This is a genomic window from Kitasatospora sp. NPDC058046, assembly GCF_042885595.1.
Taxonomy (GTDB): domain Bacteria; phylum Actinomycetota; class Actinomycetes; order Streptomycetales; family Streptomycetaceae; genus Kitasatospora.
Window position 1 is genome coordinate 106,840 of record NZ_JBHVRS010000016.1, and the last position, 17,081, is coordinate 123,920.

Here is a 17,081-nt window from a genome sequence, read left to right on the forward strand (position 1 = left end):
CGGACGCGCTGCGGACACCGGGCCCACGGCGGCGGTGGTCGGGGCTCCGGTCGCGACCGCGCAGGCCGGACCAGGGCGGGATCGCGATCGAGGCGGCGATCGTCGTGCCGGGGGTGGTCGGGCTGGTCCTGCTGGCCGTCGCCGCCGGACGGGTGCAGACCACGGCCGGCACCGTGGAGGCCGCCGCGCGGGCCGGGGCCCGGACCGCCTCCCTGCAGCGCAGCGTGGACGGGATGGACCAGCCGGCCAGGGACTCCGCCCTCGCGACGCTGCGCCAGCAGGGCGTGTGGTGCCGCGACGGGGACGTGCGGGTCGGCAAGGGGGAGCTGAACCTGCCCGGCGGACCGGTCACGACCGTCACCGTCACGGTGGTCTGCGACGTGGAGCTGGCCGACCTGCTCGGCGGACCGTCCGGGATACCCGTGACGAAGCACCTCGTCGGCGAGTTCACCTCGGTGGTGGACCGTTACCGGGGCACATGACAGCGCGCGGCGCCGTCACCGGGAAGACAGGGGATTGGAGACGGCCCGTGCGGGGGAGACGCAAGCGGAGAGCGCTCGGGGGATGGCGGAACGGTACCGAGCGGCGCCCGGTGGGGGCCGGTGGGGAGAGCGTCGTGCGAAGTGGGGGGAGGGGACGGAAGTGGTGAGCCGTCTGCGGCGACGGCTGTCGGCGCGCCGGTCCGACCGGGGCGCGGTGGCCCTCTTCGTGGCGATCTGCGCGGCCTACGTCGTGCTCGTCATCGCCCTGGTGATCGACGCCGGCGGCCGGCTGCGGGTCGCCGAGCGGACCGACGCCTACGCCCTGGAGGCCGCGCGGGTCGGCGGCCAGCAGCTCGACCGGGCGGCCGTCCTCCAGGGCAAGGGCTTCAAGGTCCAGGAGAAGTACGTGCGGGACGCCGCCGACGCCTACCTGGGCCTGTACGGCCTGCGGGCGGGCGGCATCGAGTTCTCCGGTGACGGCAAGGTCGTCACCGTCACCGTGCAGGCCGACTACCGCCCGGTCCTGCTGGGCGCCCTCGGGGAGCGGAAGGTTACGGGCAAGGGCAGTGCGACCCTCGTCCACGGAGTAGAGAAAGCGGAGACCGACTGATGGCCGCGCCACGTGCCAAGGACCAGGCCCGTACCGCCCAGGCCCGAAACGGCCAGGCCCCCAACGGCCGGGCCGGGACGTCCCATCGGGCCGGCGGTGCCCGAAGGCCCGCCGCCCCGGCGCCCCGACCACCCCGCGGCCGCGGCCGCGCCGTGATCACCGCGCTCGGCGCGCTGGTCGCCCTGCTCGCGCTGCTGTTCGGCGTCCCCGCGCTGCTGCTGTACGGCACCGACGCGGTCGCCGGGATGGGCGAGGTCGCCTCGGGCGGGGTGGGCGAGGCGCTCACCAGTCCGGACGACGGAAGCCTGTTCCTCTGGGCGCTGGTGGTGGTCGGCTGGATCGCCTGGGCCTGCTTCGCGCTCTCCGTCCTGCTGGAGATCCCGGCCCAGCTGCGCGGCCGGATCGCCCGCCGCATCCCGGCCTTCGGCTGGAGCCAGCGGCTCGCCGCCGGGCTGGTCGGCTCGGTGCTCGCCCTGCTCCCGGTGGCCGGCTCGGCCTTCGCGGCCGTCCCCGAGCCGAACCACAGTCCGGTCGTCCAGGCGCAGTTGACGCCGGGCGTGCAGCGCGCCGCACTGCCCGCGGCGCAGGCCGCGCCGGCCCTGACCCCGGCCGCCGAGCAGCAGAGCACGTACACCGTCCGGGACGCCCGGCCGGCCGACAGCCTGTGGTCCATCGCCGAGCGCCAACTGGGCTCGGGGGAGCGGTGGGTGGAGATCGCCAAGCTCAACGACGGCCGGATGATGGGCGATTCGGGCATCCGCTTCGACGCCGACCGGCCGATCCAGCCCGGCTGGGAGCTGCTGATGCCGGCGGACGCCAAGCCGGACGAGGCGAGGACGCCGGCGCCGCCCGCCCCGGCCCCCTCGGGTGACCCGGCGCAGGGTGCGCCGCAGGAGACGCCGCAGAGCGCTCCGCAGTCCGGGACGGAGGCCGGCGGGCCCGGTGGCGCGGGCGGCGCGGCCGGCTCCGGCGGCCAGCGGACCGTCACCGTCCAGACCGGGGAGAGCCTGTCGGCCATCGCCCAGCGGGAGCTGGGGGACGGGGAGCAGTGGCCGAAGCTGTTCGAGGCGAACAAGGGGGCGCAGGCCCCGGACGGGACGCAGCTGACCGACCCGGACGTGGTGGTGCCGGGGATGGTGCTCACCGTTCCGGGGGCGGGGGCTGCCGCACCGGTGCCCGCACCGGCTCCCGCTGATCAGGCCCCGGCCGACCAGGCCCCGGCCCCCGCGCCGGCCCCCGCCGACCAGGCTCCGGCGCCGGGTGCTCCCGCGCCGGGCGCGCCGCAGTCGGCCCCGGCGCCCGCGCCCACGCACGCGCCGGCCCACGCGCCCGCCCCCGCCGCGCACGCCGACCCGGCCCCCAGCGACGACTACACCGTCGCCCTCTCGGCCTCCACCGTCGGCGTCCTGCTCGCGGCCGTCATGGTCGGCGCCGTCGCCCACAAGCGCGGCACCCAGCAGCGCGCCCGCCGGCCCCGGCACCGCATCGCGATGCCCGAGGCCGAGGCCGCCGCCTTCGAGAACGAGCTGATGGCCCGGCAGGACCAGGCCGGACTGGACCTGCTGGACCGCTCCCTGCGCACCCTGGCCCGCAACACCGTGCGCGGCGGCAAGCGGCTGCCCGCCATCGTCGCCGCCCGGATCACCCTGGGCCGGACCATCGAACTGCACCTGTCCGGACCGGCCACCCCGATCGCGCCGTTCCGCGCCGCGCACGCCGCCAACGTGTGGTGGTGCAGCGCCGACTCGGGTGACCTGCTCAGCCCCGGCCAGGCCCGGAAGACCGCCGCGCCCTACCCCGCGCTGGTCACCCTCGGCACCTCGCCGGACGGCTCGGTGGTCCTCGCCGACCTGGAGGCCGTCCGGCTGCTCCACCTGTCCGGCCACCCGGACGACGCCCGCGACGTGCTGCGCACCCTCGCCGTCGAACTGGCCCACAGCCCGCTCGCCGACCGGCTCCACCTGCACCTGGTGGACCTCGCCGAGGAGGTGCCGATCAGCGGTCCGGCCGCCGAACGCGTGCACCGCCACCCCACCCTGGAGGCCGCGCTCGCCGCCCTCGGCCCGCGCACCGCCAAGGCCCGCGCCACCCTCGTCGCCGCCGAGGCCACCAGCCCGCGCGAGGCCCGCAGCCGGGGCCAGGCCGACGAGTCCTGGACGCCCGAGATCGTGCTCTGCGCCCACCAGCCCGGCGGGGACGTCCCGGCCGAGCTCGGACGCCTGCTCGACGCCCGTCCGCGCACCTGCGTCGCCGTCATCACCCGTGCCCCCGAGCGCGGCACCGGCCCGGTCGCCCGCTGGACCCTGCCGGCCTCCGGCCAGGCCGCGATCCCGGGCCTGCACCTCACGGTCGAGCTGCAGCGGCTCAGCGACCGGCAGTACGACCAGGTCGCCGAGCTGCTCCGGGTCGCCGACGACACCACCCAGCACCCGGCCCCGGCCTGGACGCTGGACGGGCCGGAGGACGACACCGACACCACCGAACTGCCCGCCGCCGTCCCGGTGCTGGCCGCCGTCGGGGCCTCGGCCGCCGTGGCGGTCCCGGCCATCGGAGGTCCGGCTGCCGCGGCTCCGGTCGGCGGGGCTTCGACCGGCGGGGCCTCCGTCGGTGGGGCTTCCGCCGGCAGGACTTCCGTCGGCGGGGCTTCGGCAGGCGGAGCGGAGGAGGGCGCGGCCGCCGGTCCCCGGCTGCTGGCCCGGGTCATCGGCACCGGTGCCAGCCCGTTCGCGGGCACCGATCCGGTGGCGCCCGCTCCGACCCCTGCCGCGCTGCCGCCCGCGGCGTCGAGCCCGGCTCCGGCGCCTGCCCCGGCCCCGGCCGGCCCGGCGCGGTTCGCCGTCAACGGGCAGGGACGGCAGGCGGCGACCGACGAGACCACCCGCGACCTGCGGCGGCCGGGCCTGGCGGAGGACGACGGGACGGCCGGGCCGGGGGACACCGGCTCGGAGTCCACGGCGACGGTCGTGCTCGCCGTCCAGCCGGTCGTGCCGCAGCCCGTCGTGGCGGAGCCGACCGCGTCGAAGACGGCCGAGGGCCTTGTGCCGTCGACCGAGCCCGTTCCCGCTGCCGCTGCCGCTCCCGAGGCCGCCGTCGCCCTCGGGACCGGACCGGCCGGGACGGCGGAGACCGCGGAGGCCGTCGAAGCCGCCGAGGCCGTCGGTACGGAGCAGCCCGGCCCCGCCGCCGTCGCCCCGGTCGCCCGGACGACGCCCGGCCGCAGCGACAGCGACGACCTGCTCGCCATCCTCCGCTCCCCGGAGGCGCACGCCCCCCGCAACGCCCCCCGGATCCGGCTGCTCGGCCCGGTGGACGTCGCGGGAGTCCTCGGCGCCGCCGCACCCGGCGCGCTGCCCCGGCTCACCGAACTGGCCGTCTACCTGGCGCTGCGCCCCGGCTCCGACCGCCACGCGCTCGACCACGACCTGCACCCCGGCGCGGCGCACCTCGACCCGCACCCCACCGCGGCCGGCTCCGAGAGCCCGCTGCCGGCCAAACTCGCCGACCTGGCCGCCTGGTTCGGCACCTCGCCGGAGGGCCGCGTCTTCCTGCCCACCGAGGGCACCGAGGGCTACTCCTTCGCCCCGGCGGTCACCTGCGACTGGGACGAGTTCCGCGGCCTCTACCGGCGCGGCATGCGCAGCACCAGCGCCACCGCCGACGCGGCCCTCGCCCACGCCCTGGCCCTGGTCCGCGGCGCGCCGTTCGCCGAGGCCCCGCCGGCCTCGTACGGCTGGGCCGAGGCCGAGCGGCAGGACATGATCGCGGCGATCGTCGACACGGCCCACGAACTGGCCGCCCGCCGCCTGCAGTACGGCGACCACCGCAGCGCCGAGGCCGCCGTTTTCCGCGGCCTCGCCGTCGCCCCGGACGTCGAACTGCTGCACCGGGACCTCTTCTACGCCTACGCCTCGGCCGGCGCCCGGGACCAACTCCTGCGCGCTGTCAACCGGTTGGACGCCCTCAGCCGCCGGACCGGCCGGGACCTGGACGCCGACACCGTCGCCCTGCTGCGGGACCTGCTCGCGGGCTCCTGACGCCGCGACCGCGCGCCCGGCCACTCCTGTTCCAGGGGTGGCCGGACGGGTTTCCGGGAGCGGTCACTCCTCCCAGGAGAAGGGCCGGCAGGCACAGGTGCCGTCGCGCGCCGGCTCGGCGGCCGAGTGGACGTCCTGGACGACGGCCTCCTGAACCCGTGCCACGGCCACCAGGACCCGCCGGTCGTCCGCCGGGGTCCGCGCGACCACCTCGACCTGCTCCTGCTCCTCCGCCGTCGCCCGGACGAGCGAGCTGAACACGTACGTCCCGCCCTCGACGCCGTACCCGTCCGCCCACAGCTCGACCAATGCCCCGCCGTGCAGGGCCAGATGCCAGCGGGACGGTGTTCCGGCGAGGGGTTCCATGGCGGGGCAGTGCAGTCAGGCCGTCCGCAGCCAGGCGTCCAGCGCGGCGAAGTCCGCGTCGGTGAGCCCGCGTCGGGGATCGACCCGGTGGAGCAGGGCGCGGGCGGGGGAGTGGGCGGCGACCCAGCGGCGGTCGGCCCCGGTGATCTCGTCGTCCACCCAGGCGAACGGCCGCCCGCCCGCCCGGGCGACCAGCGTGCGGGTCTTCCAGTGCAGGCCCTGCGGCGGGTACGTGGCGTCCGCGGTGTCCGCGTCCTCCGCGTCGTCGGAGTCGTCCACCGGCCAGTCCACGACGGGCAGTCGGGGCAGACCGAGCCAGGGCGCGAGGCACTCGTTGGCGTCCTCCAGCCAGGTGGTGGCCCACACCGGCTCGGCCGGCAGGCGGAGCAGCCGAGGGCCCAACTCCGGGTCCACGCGGGAGATCAGCGGGTTCCCGCCCGGCGTCGTACCGGCCGGGACGTGCGGGCTGCGGTGGACGGGGTAGCCGCCCGGCGGCGGGCCCCCGAAGGGGATCAGCGGACCGTCCACGTCGAGGAAGAGCAACGGGCGATCGGTATCGATCATGACGGCACCTTAGCGGGCGGCGCGGGCGGTGTGGCGCGCCGATCGGCCACCCGGCCTGGAACGGGCGAGCCGGGATCTCGTAGGGTGGCGCGCACGGAGTGTGGTGGCAGGCACCACGCAGTCGAGGGCATCAGACGCCGCGGGAGCGGCGGGGCGGGGCGGTGACCAGGAGATGGCGGAGACGACAGCGGTTTCCGGAGGTCCCGACCCGGCCGGGGGCTCGGGTCCCTGGGACGCCGTACCGCCGCCCCCGCGCCTCCCGGCCGAGGAGCACCCGCCCGGCCCCGCCGCGCTGTACGAGCCGCCGCCGGCGCCCCCGGCCGCACCACCGGCCGCACCACCGGTCGCGCCGCCCGTCCCGCCCACCGGATGGACCCTCACCGGGCTGCCCGCCGCCGGGGCGGCGTCCACGGCGACCCCGCCGCCGTTCCCGGTCCAGAGCGCGGCGCCGAGCGCCGCCGCCGTCGGCGCGGGCGGGCTCGGTGCCGCGCCGCGCGGACGGATCCTGGTCATCGAGGGCGGGTACGGAACGTCCGGCCGCCGCACCTGGGGCCGCGGCGGACCGACCCAGGCACCCGTGCTCTCGGCGATGCTCGCCGCCGTCTCGCCGCAGGTGCTGCTCGCCGCGGACGCGGTGGACGCCGTCCACCTCCCCGGCGCCGGGGACCCGCACACCGTCCTCGCCCACCTGCGCGCCGCCTCCCGGCACCCCGGACCGCTGCTGATCCACCTGGGCGGCCACGTCGTCGCCGACAAGCGCGGCGGGCAGCTCCAGCTGACCCTGCGCGACGCCAAGCAGGACGGCCTCCCCTGGCAGGCCGTCGCCGCCGAGCTGAGCCACCGTCCGGCCGAGTGGCAGACCCTCGTCATCGCCGACCTGAGCGCCGACCAGAACGCCTGGCCGTACCTCCAGGGCACCGTCTCGCCGCTCAGCGAGGGGATCCCGCTCTGGGCGGTGGTCAGCCCGGACCCGGAACAGATCGGCACCTTCACCCGCGCCCTGATCGAGGCGCTGCACGGCGGGCGGCCCGGCGCGGGCGAGGTGCTCGCGCCGGAGCAGCTGCGTCAGCAGGTGTACTCGGTGCTGCGGCCGGATGTGGTCATCCTGGCCACGCACGCCCCGGACCGGCCGTTCTTCCGCAACACCGCCCGTCGCGGCGAGGGCCTGCCGGCCGAGGTGGCACCGCTGCCGACCGCCGGTACGGCGCCCTCCGACGCGCCGCCGCCCCCGGTGGCGCCGACGGCGCCGCTGCCGCGTCCGGCGGAGCCCCGGGACGCCGCCCCCGAGTGGCCGGTAGCGGCCCCGGCCGGGGCGCCCGCGTCGTCGGCGTCGTCGGCGGGGGCGGTCGGGTCCGCTGCGTTCGCCGGGTCTCCGGTGGCCGCGGGCGGTCCGGTCAGCCTGGTCAAGCCGGGCGTACCGCCCACCCCGCCCCGGCCGGCCCGCCCGGTCAGCCTGCAGAAGGCGGGCGGGAGCGTCGAGGCACCGGGCGTGACCCTGCGCAAGCCCGCCCCGGCCGACACCGTGCCCGAGGACAGCGCGCACCCGGCGGGCGTCACGCTCCTGAAGTCCCGGCCGGAGCCGGTGGACGGTGCCGTCGCCGAGCCCGAACTCCCGCAGGAGGAAGCCGCGGTGGCCGCCGAAGCCGCGGCGGAGGCGGTCGGGACCGTGGTCGAGCCGGTGGCCGAGGAGGCAGCGGAGGAAACGGCGGAGGAGACGAGCGAGGAGGCAGCCGAGGGCGCTGCCGGGGAGGTCGTCGAGGAGGCACCTGAGGCCGCGGAGGAGCCCAGGGACGCCGTCCCGGTGGAGTCCGTGCCGACGGACGAGGCGCCCGGCGAGGAGGAGTCCGCCGAGCAGGCTCCCGCCGACGTCGTTCCGGTGGACGGGACACCTTCTGACGAGGTGCCGGCCGACGCCGTGCCGCAGGACGAAGCGCCGGCCGAGGACGCTCCCGCCGACGCGCCGCCCGCCCCGAGTGACGTCCCTGCCGACGCACCGGCCGACGAAGCCGATGAGGCAGCGGCGGCCGCTACGCCCCGCGCGGACTACCGCGAGGTCATCGGACGGATCGTCCGTAGCGCCGAGGCCGGGGACCACGCCGCCGCCACCGACCTGGCCTTCGCCCTCGAACTGGAGGCGATCGCCGAACACGGTGCCGTCTCCGAGCCGGTGCTGCAGGTCCGGCAGGTCCGGGCGCACGTCTGCCGGCTCGCGGGCCGGTCGGCCGAGGCCGCGGACATCTACCGTGAGGTGGCGCTGACGCTGCTCCGTTCGCAGGGCCCGGACCACGTGGAGACCCAGCGGGCGGCCACCAACGCCGAGGCCTGCTGGCGCGCGATCGCCGACCGTGCGGAGGCCATCCGGATCGCCCCGGAGATCATCGAACTGCGCGCCTACCTCCCGGGCCCCGACGGCCGCAAGCTCCGCGCCGCCGAGCGCTACCTCGCCCAGTTGGCCGCGACCGGCTGACAACCGGCGGTCGGCGGGCGACAGCTGACGGATAACAGCAGACGGAAAACAGCGAACAGCGGACAGATTTCAAAATCTGTCCGCTGTCGTCTGTTATCTGTTACTTGTCACCCGTCACCCGGTGACCCGCCGGTTCACCGACCGGCGACCGCGTGCACGAACTTCGCGCCGTCGATGGTGCCCAGGCCGCTGGCGAGGTCGTAGCCCTCGGTCGCGTTGTAGCCGGTGACGCCGTTCCAGCCGTTGTCGCCCTGCTTCACGTCCACGATGCCGCTCCACTTGCTCGGCAGCAGGTTCATGCCGTACAGGCGCCAGTTGAGCTGGCCGAGGCGGTGGCCGGCGAGCTGGTCGGCGAGCGCGACGACGCCCGAGAACAGCGGGGTGGCCTCGCTGGTGCCGCCGGTGAGGTGCCAGCCGACCGAGGTCGGGTCGTAGGACTCGTAGGTCCAGGCGGCGCCGTCCACGGCCGCGCTCATGCTGATGTCCGGGGTGCCGCGGTGGTTGCCGGTGACGTTGGCGACGCCGGCCTGGTACCACGGACGCTCGAAGATGCCCGAGACGCCACCGCCGCCGGCGCCGGACTTGTCGTGCCACACCTTGTCGGGCGCGGTGCGGTTGCCCTTGTCGTCCAGGGTGAGCTGGGTGCCGCCGATGGAGGTGACCAGCGGGTCCGAGGACGGCCAGGAGTTGACCTTGTACGGGTACAGGTCGGTGCCGTTCTCCTGGGCGTCGGTGGCGCCGTTGTCGCCGGAGGCGGCGAGCACCGTCACGTTGTGGTCGGCCGCGGCCTGGAAGGCGTAGCGCAGGTCGGTGAGCGACTTGAAGTCGCCCTTGTCGTACCCCGGGAAGGTGTTCTCGGTGGCGCCGAAGCTCTGCGAGATGACGTCGGCGCGGCCGGCCTTGATGAGGGCCTTCTCGGCGTCCATCATCTCGGGCAGGCCGGTGGTGCCCTCGGTCTCGGCGACGCCGGTCTCGACCAGGATGATGTGCGCGTCGGGGGCGATCGCGTGGGCGTACTCGACGTCCAGGGTGGTCTCGCCGGCCCAGCCGGTGTGGTCGGGGTTCTTCGGGTCCCAGGTGGGGACGTTGCCCCACTTGACCACCTCGACGTTGGTGTCCGGGATGCCCCACTGCTTGTCGAAGACCTCCAGGTCGTGCTGGATGGTCGGCGAGCCGAAGGAGTCGACGATGACGATGGTGCGGCCCTTGCCGGTGATGCCCTCCTGGTACAGCGGGTCCAGGTTGTAGGCGGTCCGGTACTGCAGCGGCGAGTAGCAGTGGATACCGACCTGGCTGACGCACTGGGTGGTGCTCAGCGGGGCGGGGCGGCCCTGGGCGTTGTGGTGCCCGAAGGAGGCGGGGCGGACGTGGACGCCCGTGAGATCGTGCGCGGGGGCGGCGATCGCGGTGCCGGCGGCCGGTACGGCGACGGTACCGGCCGTGAGGGCGGTGGCCCCCACGGCGAGCAGGGCCAGGGCGCGGCGGAGGGTGGCGGGGCTGCCCATGGGACTCCTTGGGGCGCAGGGCCCGACCTGGTTCGGTCGGGTCGGTGCGGCCATCCCATCGAGAGCTGCATGATCATGCCATAGTCATTTGGTGGGGCCATGTGATCAAGGACATGGTCATACTCGGCCACGCGAAAAGGTAAAGGCCGTCCCAGGGGAAAGTAACCTCCCACCCGGGACGGCGACATGACGACACGTCAGACGACCGCCTAGCGTGCTCCGCCGTTGACGTACAGCGTCTGCCCGCTGACGTACGAGGCCTCCTCGCTGGCCAGGAAGGCGACGACCGAGGCGACCTCCTCCGGCTGCCCGACCCGGCGCAGCGGCGTCCGGGCGGCGACCTCGGTCTGGTGCTCCTCGGCGCTGCTGCCGACCCGCTCGGCGGTGGCCGCGGTCATCGCGGTGGCGATGTACCCGGGCGCGACGGCGTTGACGTTGACGTTGAACGGCCCGAGCTCGATCGCCAGGGTCGCGGTGAGGCCCTGGATGCCGGCCTTGGCGGCCGCGTAGTTGGCCTGGCCCCGGTTGCCGAGGGCGGAGCGCGAGCTGAGCGAGACGATCTTCCCGTACTTCTGCGCCACCATGTACTTCTGCGCGACGTGGCTGCAGTTGTACGCGCTGGTCAGGTTGACCGTCAGTACCGCGTCCCAGTCGGCCTTCGGCATCTTGAAGAACAGGTTGTCCCGGGTGATCCCGGCGTTGTTGACCAGGATATGCACCCCGCCGAGGTCCGCCGCGACCTGTGCGAACACCGCCTCCACGGCGTCGTAGTCGGCCACGTCGCAGCCGTACGCCCGGGCGGTGCCGCCCTTGGCGGTGATCTCGGCGACCGTCCCGGCCGCCCGCTCGGCGGTGAGGTCGACGACGGCGACCGCCGCGCCCTCCTCCGCCAGCAGACGGGCGGTGGCCGCCCCGATGCCCTGGGCCGCGCCGGTCACCACGGCGACCTTCCCCGCGAACCGCGTCATGTGAACTCCTCGGAAGTCTGGAGGTTGAAGGTCGGTTCGGGCCCTGGAGGCTCGGACCGACGGAGGTGTGGATCAACAGAGGTGTGGACCAACAGAGTTGTGGATCGACAGAGGTGTGGATCGACGGACGGGGAGCGCCGGTCGTCAGACGTTCTCGACGAGCACGGCCGTACCCTGCCCCACGCCCACGCACATGGTGGCCAGACCGCGCCGGGCACCGGTACGGCGCATCCGGTGCAGCAGGGTGGTGAGGATGCGGGCGCCGGAGCCGCCCAGGGGGTGGCCGAGCGCGATCGCGCCGCCGCTGGGGTTGACCACCTCCTCGGCCCGCTCCGGGCTGAACCCGATGCCGTCGGCGGAGGCGAGCGCCTGGGCCGCGAAGGCCTCGTTCAGCTCGGCGGTGTCCAGGTCGGCGAGCGACCAGCCGGCCCGCGCGAGCACCTTCGCCGTGGCCGGGACCGGGCCGATGCCCATGACGTCCGGGTGCACCCCGGCCGAGGCGCCGGCCACGTACCGGCCGAGCGGCCGCAGCCCGAGGTCGTGCAGCGCCTCCTCGCCGACCAGGAGCAGCCCGGCCGCGCCGTCGTTCATCGGTGAGGCGTTCCCGGCGGTGACCGTGCCCCCGGGTCGGAACACCGGCTTGAGGCCGGCGAGCTTCGCCAGGCTGGTGTCCTCGCGGATGCCCTCGTCGCGGCCCACCGTCACCCCGTCCGGCCGTTCGACCGGGACGAGTTCCGCGTCGAAGTGCCCGTCCTCGCGGGCGGCGCCGGCCCGCTGGTGGCTGCGCAGCGCGAAGGCGTCCTGGCGCTCCCGGCCGATGCCGTACCGGGCGGCCACCTCCTCGGCGGTCTCGCCCATGCTGAGCACGCCGTGCAGTTCGGCCATCCGCGGGTTGGTGAGCCGCCAGCCGAGCCGGGTGTCGAAGGTCTCCATCCGGTGCGGCAGCGCCTCGTCGGGACGGGGGAGGACGAAGGGGGCGCGGGTCATCGACTCGCAGCCGCCGGCCAGCACCACGTCCGCCTCGCCGGAGCCGATGGCCCGGGCGGCGAGGGTGACGGCCTCCAGGCCGGAGGCGCAGAGCCGGTTGACGGTGGCTCCGGGGACGGTCTCCGGCAGGCCGGCCAGCAGCACGGCCATCCGGGCGGCGTTGCGGTTGTCCTCGCCGGCCTGGTTGGCGGCGCCCCAGTAGACGTCGTCGATCCGGGCCGGGTCGAGTGCGGGGACGTCGGCGAGCAGGGCGCGCAGCACGGTGGCCGAGAGGTCGTCCGGGCGGACCGTGGCGAGCGCGCCGCGCAGTCGGCCGATGGGTGTGCGGCGGGCGGCGGCGAAGTAGACGGGACGCACGTCGTCGGGCTCCTTCTCGGGAAACGGGTGGCGGGGCAGGCGGCGGGGCAGGGCGGCTTGGCGGGCCGGCGTCAGAAGGCGTTGACGCCGGTCAGGGCGCGTCCGATGAGCAACTGGTGGATCTGGCTGGTGCCCTCGTAGAGCGTCATCACCCGCGCGTCGCGCAGGTACTTGCCGACGGGGTACTCGTCGATGAACCCGTAGCCGCCGAAGACCTGGAGCGCGTTGTTGGCGGCCCGGACGGCGGCCTCGCTGGCGTACAGCTTGGCGACGGAGGACTCGGTGGCGAACGGCAGGCCGCGGTCGATGTGGTCGGCGACCTTCCAGGTGAGCAGCCGGGCCGCCTCGACGTCGACGGCGATGCCGGCCAGCAGCTCCTGGACGAGCTGGTGCGAGGCGATCGGCTTGCCGAACTGTTCGCGCTCGCCCGCGTAGCGGACGGCGGCCTCCAGGCAGGCCCGGGCGATGCCGACGCAGCCGGCCGCCACCGACATCCGGCCCTTGGCCAGCGCGGCCATCGCCACCGTGAACCCCTTGCCGACCTCGCCGAGCCGGGCGCTGTCCGGCACCCGGACGTCCTCGAAGGAGAGGCCGGCGGTGGCCTGGCCGCGCAGGCCGAGCTTGCCGTGGATCTCGGTGCGGGTGAAGCCGGGCAGGTCGGTGGGGACCAGGAAGGCGGTGATGCCCCGGTGGCCCCGCTGCTCGGGCGCGTCCCCGCCGGTGCGGGCGAAGACCAGGGCGACGTCGGCCCAGGTGCCGTTGGTGATGAAGGTCTTGGCGCCGCTGATCAGCCAGTCCCCGCCGTCCCGGACGGCGCGGGTGGTGAGGCTGGCGGCGTCCGATCCGGTGCCCGGCTCGGTGAGCGCGAAGCAGGCGAGCGCCTCGCCCGAGGTGAGCCGGGGCAGCCAGTGCCGCTTCTGCTCCTCGGTGCCGAAGGCGTTGACCGACTTGCCGACCAGGCCGAGCGAGACCGAGACGATCCCGCGCACGGCCGAGTCGCCGCGCCCGAGTTCCTCCAGGACGAGGCAGTACGCCAGGTGGTCGCCGCCGCTGCCGCCGTACTCCTCCGGGATGGTCAGCCCGAGGAAGCCGACCTTCGCCAGCTTGCCGATGATCGCGCGGTCGACGGACTCGGCGCGGTCCCACTCGGCGGCGTGCGGCACGACCTCGCGGTCGGTGAAGGAGGCGGCGAGGTCACGGACGGCGCTCTGCTCCTCGGACAACTCCAGGTTCACGGCGGCTCCCGAATCCGGTGTCCAGGGCCCCGACCCCAGGGCCGGACCCATTAAACTAGCGCTGCAAGTTTTATGGGGGGACTGTAGCCCCGCCCCGCCCGCGCTGGGAAGGGGCACCTGCCAGAATCGGTCCCCAGCACACCCGACCGGAGGAACCGGAGGCACCCGCCGCGATGGCCCGTCCACGCACCCCGCTGCTCAGCCGCGAGCGCATCGTCGCCGCCGCCCTGCGGCTGATCGACGAGGAGGGGCTGGACGCCCTCTCCACCCGCCGGCTCGCCAGCGAGCTGTCGGTCAGCGGGCCCTCGCTCTACAACCACTTCGCCACCAAGGACGAGCTGCTGGACGCGGTGGTGGACAGCGTCATCGGCGAGGTCGACCTGTCGATGTTCGGCACCGCCGGGGCTGCCGGGGCCGGTGGGGGTTCCTGGCCGGAGGCGCTGCGCGACTGGGCCCGCTCCTACCGTGCCGCGCTCGCCGCCCACCCCAACATCGTCCCGGTGCTCGCCCAGGGCCCCGGGCGCCGGCCGAACGCCCTGCGGCTGGCCGACGCCGTCTTCGGCCACCTGGTCGAGTCCGGGTGGCCGCGCGGTCAGGCGACCAGGATCGGCGCGTTGATGCGCTACTTCGTCACCGGCTCGGCGCTCGCCTCCTTCGCGGCCGGCTTCCCCGCCGACGCCGAGGTCTACGACGCGGCCGACTACCCGCACCTCGGCGAGGCGCACCGGCTGGCCGGGCACCGCGGGACGGTGGACGAGGGAGCCTTCGAGACCGGGCTGGAGGCGCTGCTCGACGGGCTCGCCCTGCGCTACGCCCGGCTCGCCGAGCGGCCCTGAGACGAGGCTGGAGGGGCCCGGTCGAGCGGAAACGATTCGGCCCCCGCACCCCGCGCTGATCGCGCCGGGGGTACGGGGGCCGAGAGGTCGGCGGGCCGACGGGCGGATCAGCCCATGTCCTCCAGCCGGACGCCCTTGGTCTCCTTCATGAACTTCGCCACAAAGAGGATGGAGAGCGCCGCGAAGGCGGCGTAGATCAGGTAGGTCGCCGACAGGTTCCAGCGCGACATGGACGGGAACGAGACGGTGATCACCCAGTTCGCGATCCACTGCGCGGAGGCGGCGACGGAGAGCGCGGCGGCGCGGATCCGGTTCGGGAACATCTCGCCGAGCATCACCCAGACGACGACGCCCCAGGACATCGCGAAGAACAGCACGAAGGCGTTGGCGGCGACCAGCGCGACGGTGCCCTGGAGGTCGGGCAGGGTGAGGTTGTCCCCGCTGCCGGTGGCCGAGGAGAAGGCCCAGCCGGCGGTGCCGAGCGCGACCGCCATGCCGGCCGAGCCGATCAGGGCGAGCGGCTTGCGGCCGACCCGGTCGACCAGCACGATCGCGATCACGGTGCCGAGGATGTTGATCACCGAGCCGACGAAGCTGATCAGCAGCGAGTTGCCCTGGTCGATGCCGACCGACTGCCACAGGATCGACGAGTAGTAGAAGATCACGTTGATGCCGACCAGCTGCTGGAAGACCGACAGGCCGATGCCGACCCAGACGATCGGGAGCAGGCCGAAGCGGCCGCCGAGCAGGTCGCGGAAGCGCGGGCGGTGGTCGGAGGCGATCAGCGCCTGGACCTCGGCGATCCGGGCGTCGGTGTCCACGCCCTCGCCCTCGACCTCGGCGAGCACCTTGCGGGCGTCGTCCAGGCGCTCGGCCTGGATCAGGTAGCGCGGGGACTCGGGGATCACCGAGGCGAGCACGAAGTAGACCGCGGCCGGGACGACGCAGATGCCGAGCATCCACTGCCAGGCCTCCAGGCCGAGCAGCCGGCCGCGGGTGTCGCCGCCGGCCGCCTGCGCCAGCACCCAGTTGACCAGCTGGGATATCGCGATGCCGAGCACGATCGCGGCCTGCTGGAAGGAGGCCAGCCGGCCCCGGTACTTGGTCGGCGCGACCTCGGCGATGTAGGTCGGGGCGATCACCGAGGCGATGCCGATGGCCGCGCCGCCGAGGACGCGCCAGAGGGCGAGGTCCCAGGCGGAGAACGGCAGCATCGAGCCGACCGCGCTGATCGCGAACAGCAGGGCGCCCGCCTTCATGACCTTGATGCGGCCGTACCGGTCGGCGAACCGTCCGGCGATCGCGGCGCCGACCGCCGAGCCCAGCAGGGCTGAGGAGACGATCAGACCGGTCACGCCGCTGCCGACGCCGAACTTCTCCTGGATGCCGGAGACGGCGCCGTTGATCACGGAGCTGTCGTAGCCGAACAGGAAGCCGCCGAGGGCCGCTGCCGCGGTGATGAAGACGACGAAGCCGAGGCGGCCGGGCGCGGGGGCCTCGACCGCCCCGGAGGGCTTCTGGGTGACGCTCACGATCTGACTCCTGGTACTCAACGCTGAGCTCGGTAGCCGAGATCGTAACCCCTATTCGTTTAAGTCTTGTACACCGGGAACCTCAAGTTTCGCTCTGAGAATTCGTAAGGTGAACAAGCAAATTGGGCCGTCCGGGAGTGGCGGTCAGGCCGGCGAGGCGAGCGAGAGCCCGAACCGGCCCTCCGGGTCGGTCCACCAGTGGCTCAGCCGCAGCCCGGCCGCCGCCAGTTCCCCGGCCACCCGCTCCCGGCGGAACTTCGCCGACACCTCGGTGCGCAGCTCCTCGCCCCGGGCGAAGTGCACCGGCAGGTCCAGGGCCGGGATCTTCACGGACTGCGCGCGCAGCGAGCGCAGCCGCATCTCGATCCACTCCTGCTCGGCGTCCCAGAGCGCGACGTGCTCGAAGGCGTCCGGGTCGAAGTCGGCGCCCAGCTCGCGGTTGAGCACGTTCAGCACGTTCCGGTTGAACTCGGCGGTCACCCCGGCGGAGTCGTCGTAGGCGGCGACCAGCACCGCCGGGTCCTTGACCAGGTCGGTGCCGAGCAGCAGGAAGTCGCCCGGGTCGAGGGCGGTGCGCAGGCCGTGCAGGAAGGCCGCGCGCTCAAGGGGCAGCAGGTTGCCGAGGGTGCCGCCGAGGAAGGCGACCAGGCGCGGGCCGCCCTCCGGGGGCAGGCCGAGCCCGGCGGTGAAGTCGGCGAGCACGCCGTGCACCGCGAGCCCGGGGTACTCGGCGGAGATGGCGGCGCCGGCCGCGGTCAGCGCGCTCTCGCTGACGTCCACCGGGACGTACGTCTCCAGGGTGCCGAGCGCGCGCAGGGCGTCCAGCAGCAGCCGGGTCTTCTCGGAGGAGCCGGAGCCCAGCTCCACCAGGGTGCGGGCCCCGGTGGCGGCGGCGATCTCGCCGGCCCGGGCGGTCAGGATGGCCCGCTCCGCCCGGGTCGGGTAGTACTCGGGCAGCCGGGTGATCTCCTCGAACAGCTCGCTGCCCCGCGCGTCGTAGAACCACTTCGGCGGCAGCCACTTGGGCCGCGCGGTCAGTCCGTGCTGCACGTCGTGGCGCAGCGCGGTGCTGAAGTGGTCGGCGGGCAGCAGTCGGGTGAGTTCGAAGGTGTCCATGACAGGGTGGTTCCTCTGTTCA

General features: G+C 74.8%; 13 protein-coding genes. 5 read left to right on the forward strand and 8 right to left on the reverse strand.

Annotated features, from left to right (window positions below; all coding sequences use genetic code 11):
* Positions 1-104 precede the first annotated feature (104 nt).
* The 3 genes from ACFVU7_RS28640 (at position 105) to ACFVU7_RS28650 (ending at position 5,126) form a co-directional block, all read left to right on the forward strand.
* Positions 105-482, forward strand: coding sequence for a pilus assembly protein (locus tag ACFVU7_RS28640; protein WP_143204636.1), 378 nt, complete (start codon positions 105-107; stop codon positions 480-482).
* A 160-nt stretch (positions 483-642) separates the two neighbouring features.
* Positions 643-1,092, forward strand: a complete 450-nt coding sequence (locus ACFVU7_RS28645; RefSeq protein ID WP_380664591.1) for a hypothetical protein — start codon at positions 643-645, stop codon at positions 1,090-1,092.
* On the forward strand, positions 1,092-5,126 hold the full coding sequence (locus tag ACFVU7_RS28650; RefSeq protein ID WP_388047909.1) for a LysM peptidoglycan-binding domain-containing protein: 4,035 nt from the start codon (positions 1,092-1,094) through the stop codon (positions 5,124-5,126). Before ACFVU7_RS28645 ends, ACFVU7_RS28650 begins: the two co-directional genes overlap by 1 nt.
* A gap of 63 nt (positions 5,127-5,189) precedes the next feature.
* On the opposite strand, the gene ACFVU7_RS28655 is transcribed toward ACFVU7_RS28650, so the two are convergent.
* Both ACFVU7_RS28655 and ACFVU7_RS28660 read right to left on the reverse strand, forming a co-directional pair.
* Positions 5,190-5,492 carry a hypothetical protein gene (locus ACFVU7_RS28655; protein WP_388047910.1) on the reverse strand — a complete coding sequence of 101 codons (303 nt, stop codon included), beginning with the start codon at positions 5,490-5,492 and terminating at the stop codon, positions 5,190-5,192.
* A 15-nt stretch (positions 5,493-5,507) separates the two neighbouring features.
* On the reverse strand, positions 5,508-6,056 hold the full coding sequence (locus tag ACFVU7_RS28660; protein ID WP_388047912.1) for an HAD domain-containing protein: 549 nt from the start codon (positions 6,054-6,056) through the stop codon (positions 5,508-5,510).
* Positions 6,057-6,228: 172 nt separating this feature from the next.
* Here ACFVU7_RS28660 and ACFVU7_RS28665 point away from each other — a divergent pair, with 172 nt between their 5' ends.
* Positions 6,229-8,523, forward strand: a complete 2,295-nt coding sequence (locus ACFVU7_RS28665; RefSeq protein ID WP_388047914.1) for a hypothetical protein — start codon at positions 6,229-6,231, stop codon at positions 8,521-8,523.
* Positions 8,524-8,657: 134 nt separating this feature from the next.
* Here ACFVU7_RS28665 and ACFVU7_RS28670 read toward each other — a convergent pair whose 3' ends face one another.
* The 4 genes from ACFVU7_RS28670 to ACFVU7_RS28685 all read right to left on the reverse strand — a co-directional run bounded on the left by ACFVU7_RS28670 (position 8,658) and on the right by ACFVU7_RS28685 (position 13,575).
* Positions 8,658-10,028, reverse strand: a complete 1,371-nt coding sequence (locus ACFVU7_RS28670) for a S8 family serine peptidase (RefSeq protein ID WP_049655521.1) — start codon at positions 10,026-10,028, stop codon at positions 8,658-8,660.
* A 209-nt stretch (positions 10,029-10,237) separates the two neighbouring features.
* Positions 10,238-10,996, reverse strand: coding sequence for a 3-oxoacyl-ACP reductase FabG (fabG, locus tag ACFVU7_RS28675; protein WP_049655523.1), 759 nt, complete (start codon positions 10,994-10,996; stop codon positions 10,238-10,240).
* 144 nt (positions 10,997-11,140) lie between these two features.
* On the reverse strand, positions 11,141-12,340 hold the full coding sequence (locus ACFVU7_RS28680; RefSeq protein ID WP_387820002.1) for a thiolase family protein: 1,200 nt from the start codon (positions 12,338-12,340) through the stop codon (positions 11,141-11,143).
* 71 nt (positions 12,341-12,411) lie between these two features.
* Positions 12,412-13,575: an acyl-CoA dehydrogenase family protein gene (locus ACFVU7_RS28685; RefSeq protein ID WP_074004336.1), complete on the reverse strand. Its 1,164-nt coding sequence runs from the start codon at positions 13,573-13,575 to the stop codon at positions 12,412-12,414.
* 173 nt (positions 13,576-13,748) lie between these two features.
* Between ACFVU7_RS28685 and ACFVU7_RS28690 the strand changes: the two genes are divergently transcribed.
* Positions 13,749-14,411, forward strand: coding sequence for a TetR/AcrR family transcriptional regulator (locus ACFVU7_RS28690; RefSeq protein ID WP_074004337.1), 663 nt, complete (start codon positions 13,749-13,751; stop codon positions 14,409-14,411).
* A gap of 107 nt (positions 14,412-14,518) precedes the next feature.
* Here the strand turns inward: ACFVU7_RS28690 and ACFVU7_RS28695 are convergent, their stop codons facing one another.
* Together ACFVU7_RS28695 and egtD are read right to left on the reverse strand one after the other, a co-directional pair.
* On the reverse strand, positions 14,519-15,946 hold the full coding sequence (locus ACFVU7_RS28695; protein ID WP_074004449.1) for a sugar porter family MFS transporter: 1,428 nt from the start codon (positions 15,944-15,946) through the stop codon (positions 14,519-14,521).
* A 141-nt stretch (positions 15,947-16,087) separates the two neighbouring features.
* On the reverse strand, positions 16,088-17,059 hold the full coding sequence (egtD, locus tag ACFVU7_RS28700) for an L-histidine N(alpha)-methyltransferase (RefSeq protein ID WP_074004338.1): 972 nt from the start codon (positions 17,057-17,059) through the stop codon (positions 16,088-16,090).
* Between the last annotated feature and the right edge of the window lie 22 nt (positions 17,060-17,081).

Coding starts and splice junctions, on each gene's coding strand:
- ACFVU7_RS28650 (WP_388047909.1), top strand. CDS start 1,092: ATGGCCGCGCCACGTGCCAAGGACCAGGCCCGTACCGCCCAGGCCCGA.
- ACFVU7_RS28655 (WP_388047910.1), bottom strand. CDS start 5,492: ATGGAACCCCTCGCCGGAACACCGTCCCGCTGGCATCTGGCCCTGCAC.
- ACFVU7_RS28660 (WP_388047912.1), bottom strand. CDS start 6,056: ATGATCGATACCGATCGCCCGTTGCTCTTCCTCGACGTGGACGGTCCG.
- ACFVU7_RS28665 (WP_388047914.1), top strand. CDS start 6,229: ATGGCGGAGACGACAGCGGTTTCCGGAGGTCCCGACCCGGCCGGGGGC.
- ACFVU7_RS28670 (WP_049655521.1), bottom strand. CDS start 10,028: ATGGGCAGCCCCGCCACCCTCCGCCGCGCCCTGGCCCTGCTCGCCGTG.
- fabG (WP_049655523.1), bottom strand. CDS start 10,996: ATGACGCGGTTCGCGGGGAAGGTCGCCGTGGTGACCGGCGCGGCCCAG.
- ACFVU7_RS28690 (WP_074004337.1), top strand. CDS start 13,749: ATGGCCCGTCCACGCACCCCGCTGCTCAGCCGCGAGCGCATCGTCGCC.
- egtD (WP_074004338.1), bottom strand. CDS start 17,059: ATGGACACCTTCGAACTCACCCGACTGCTGCCCGCCGACCACTTCAGC.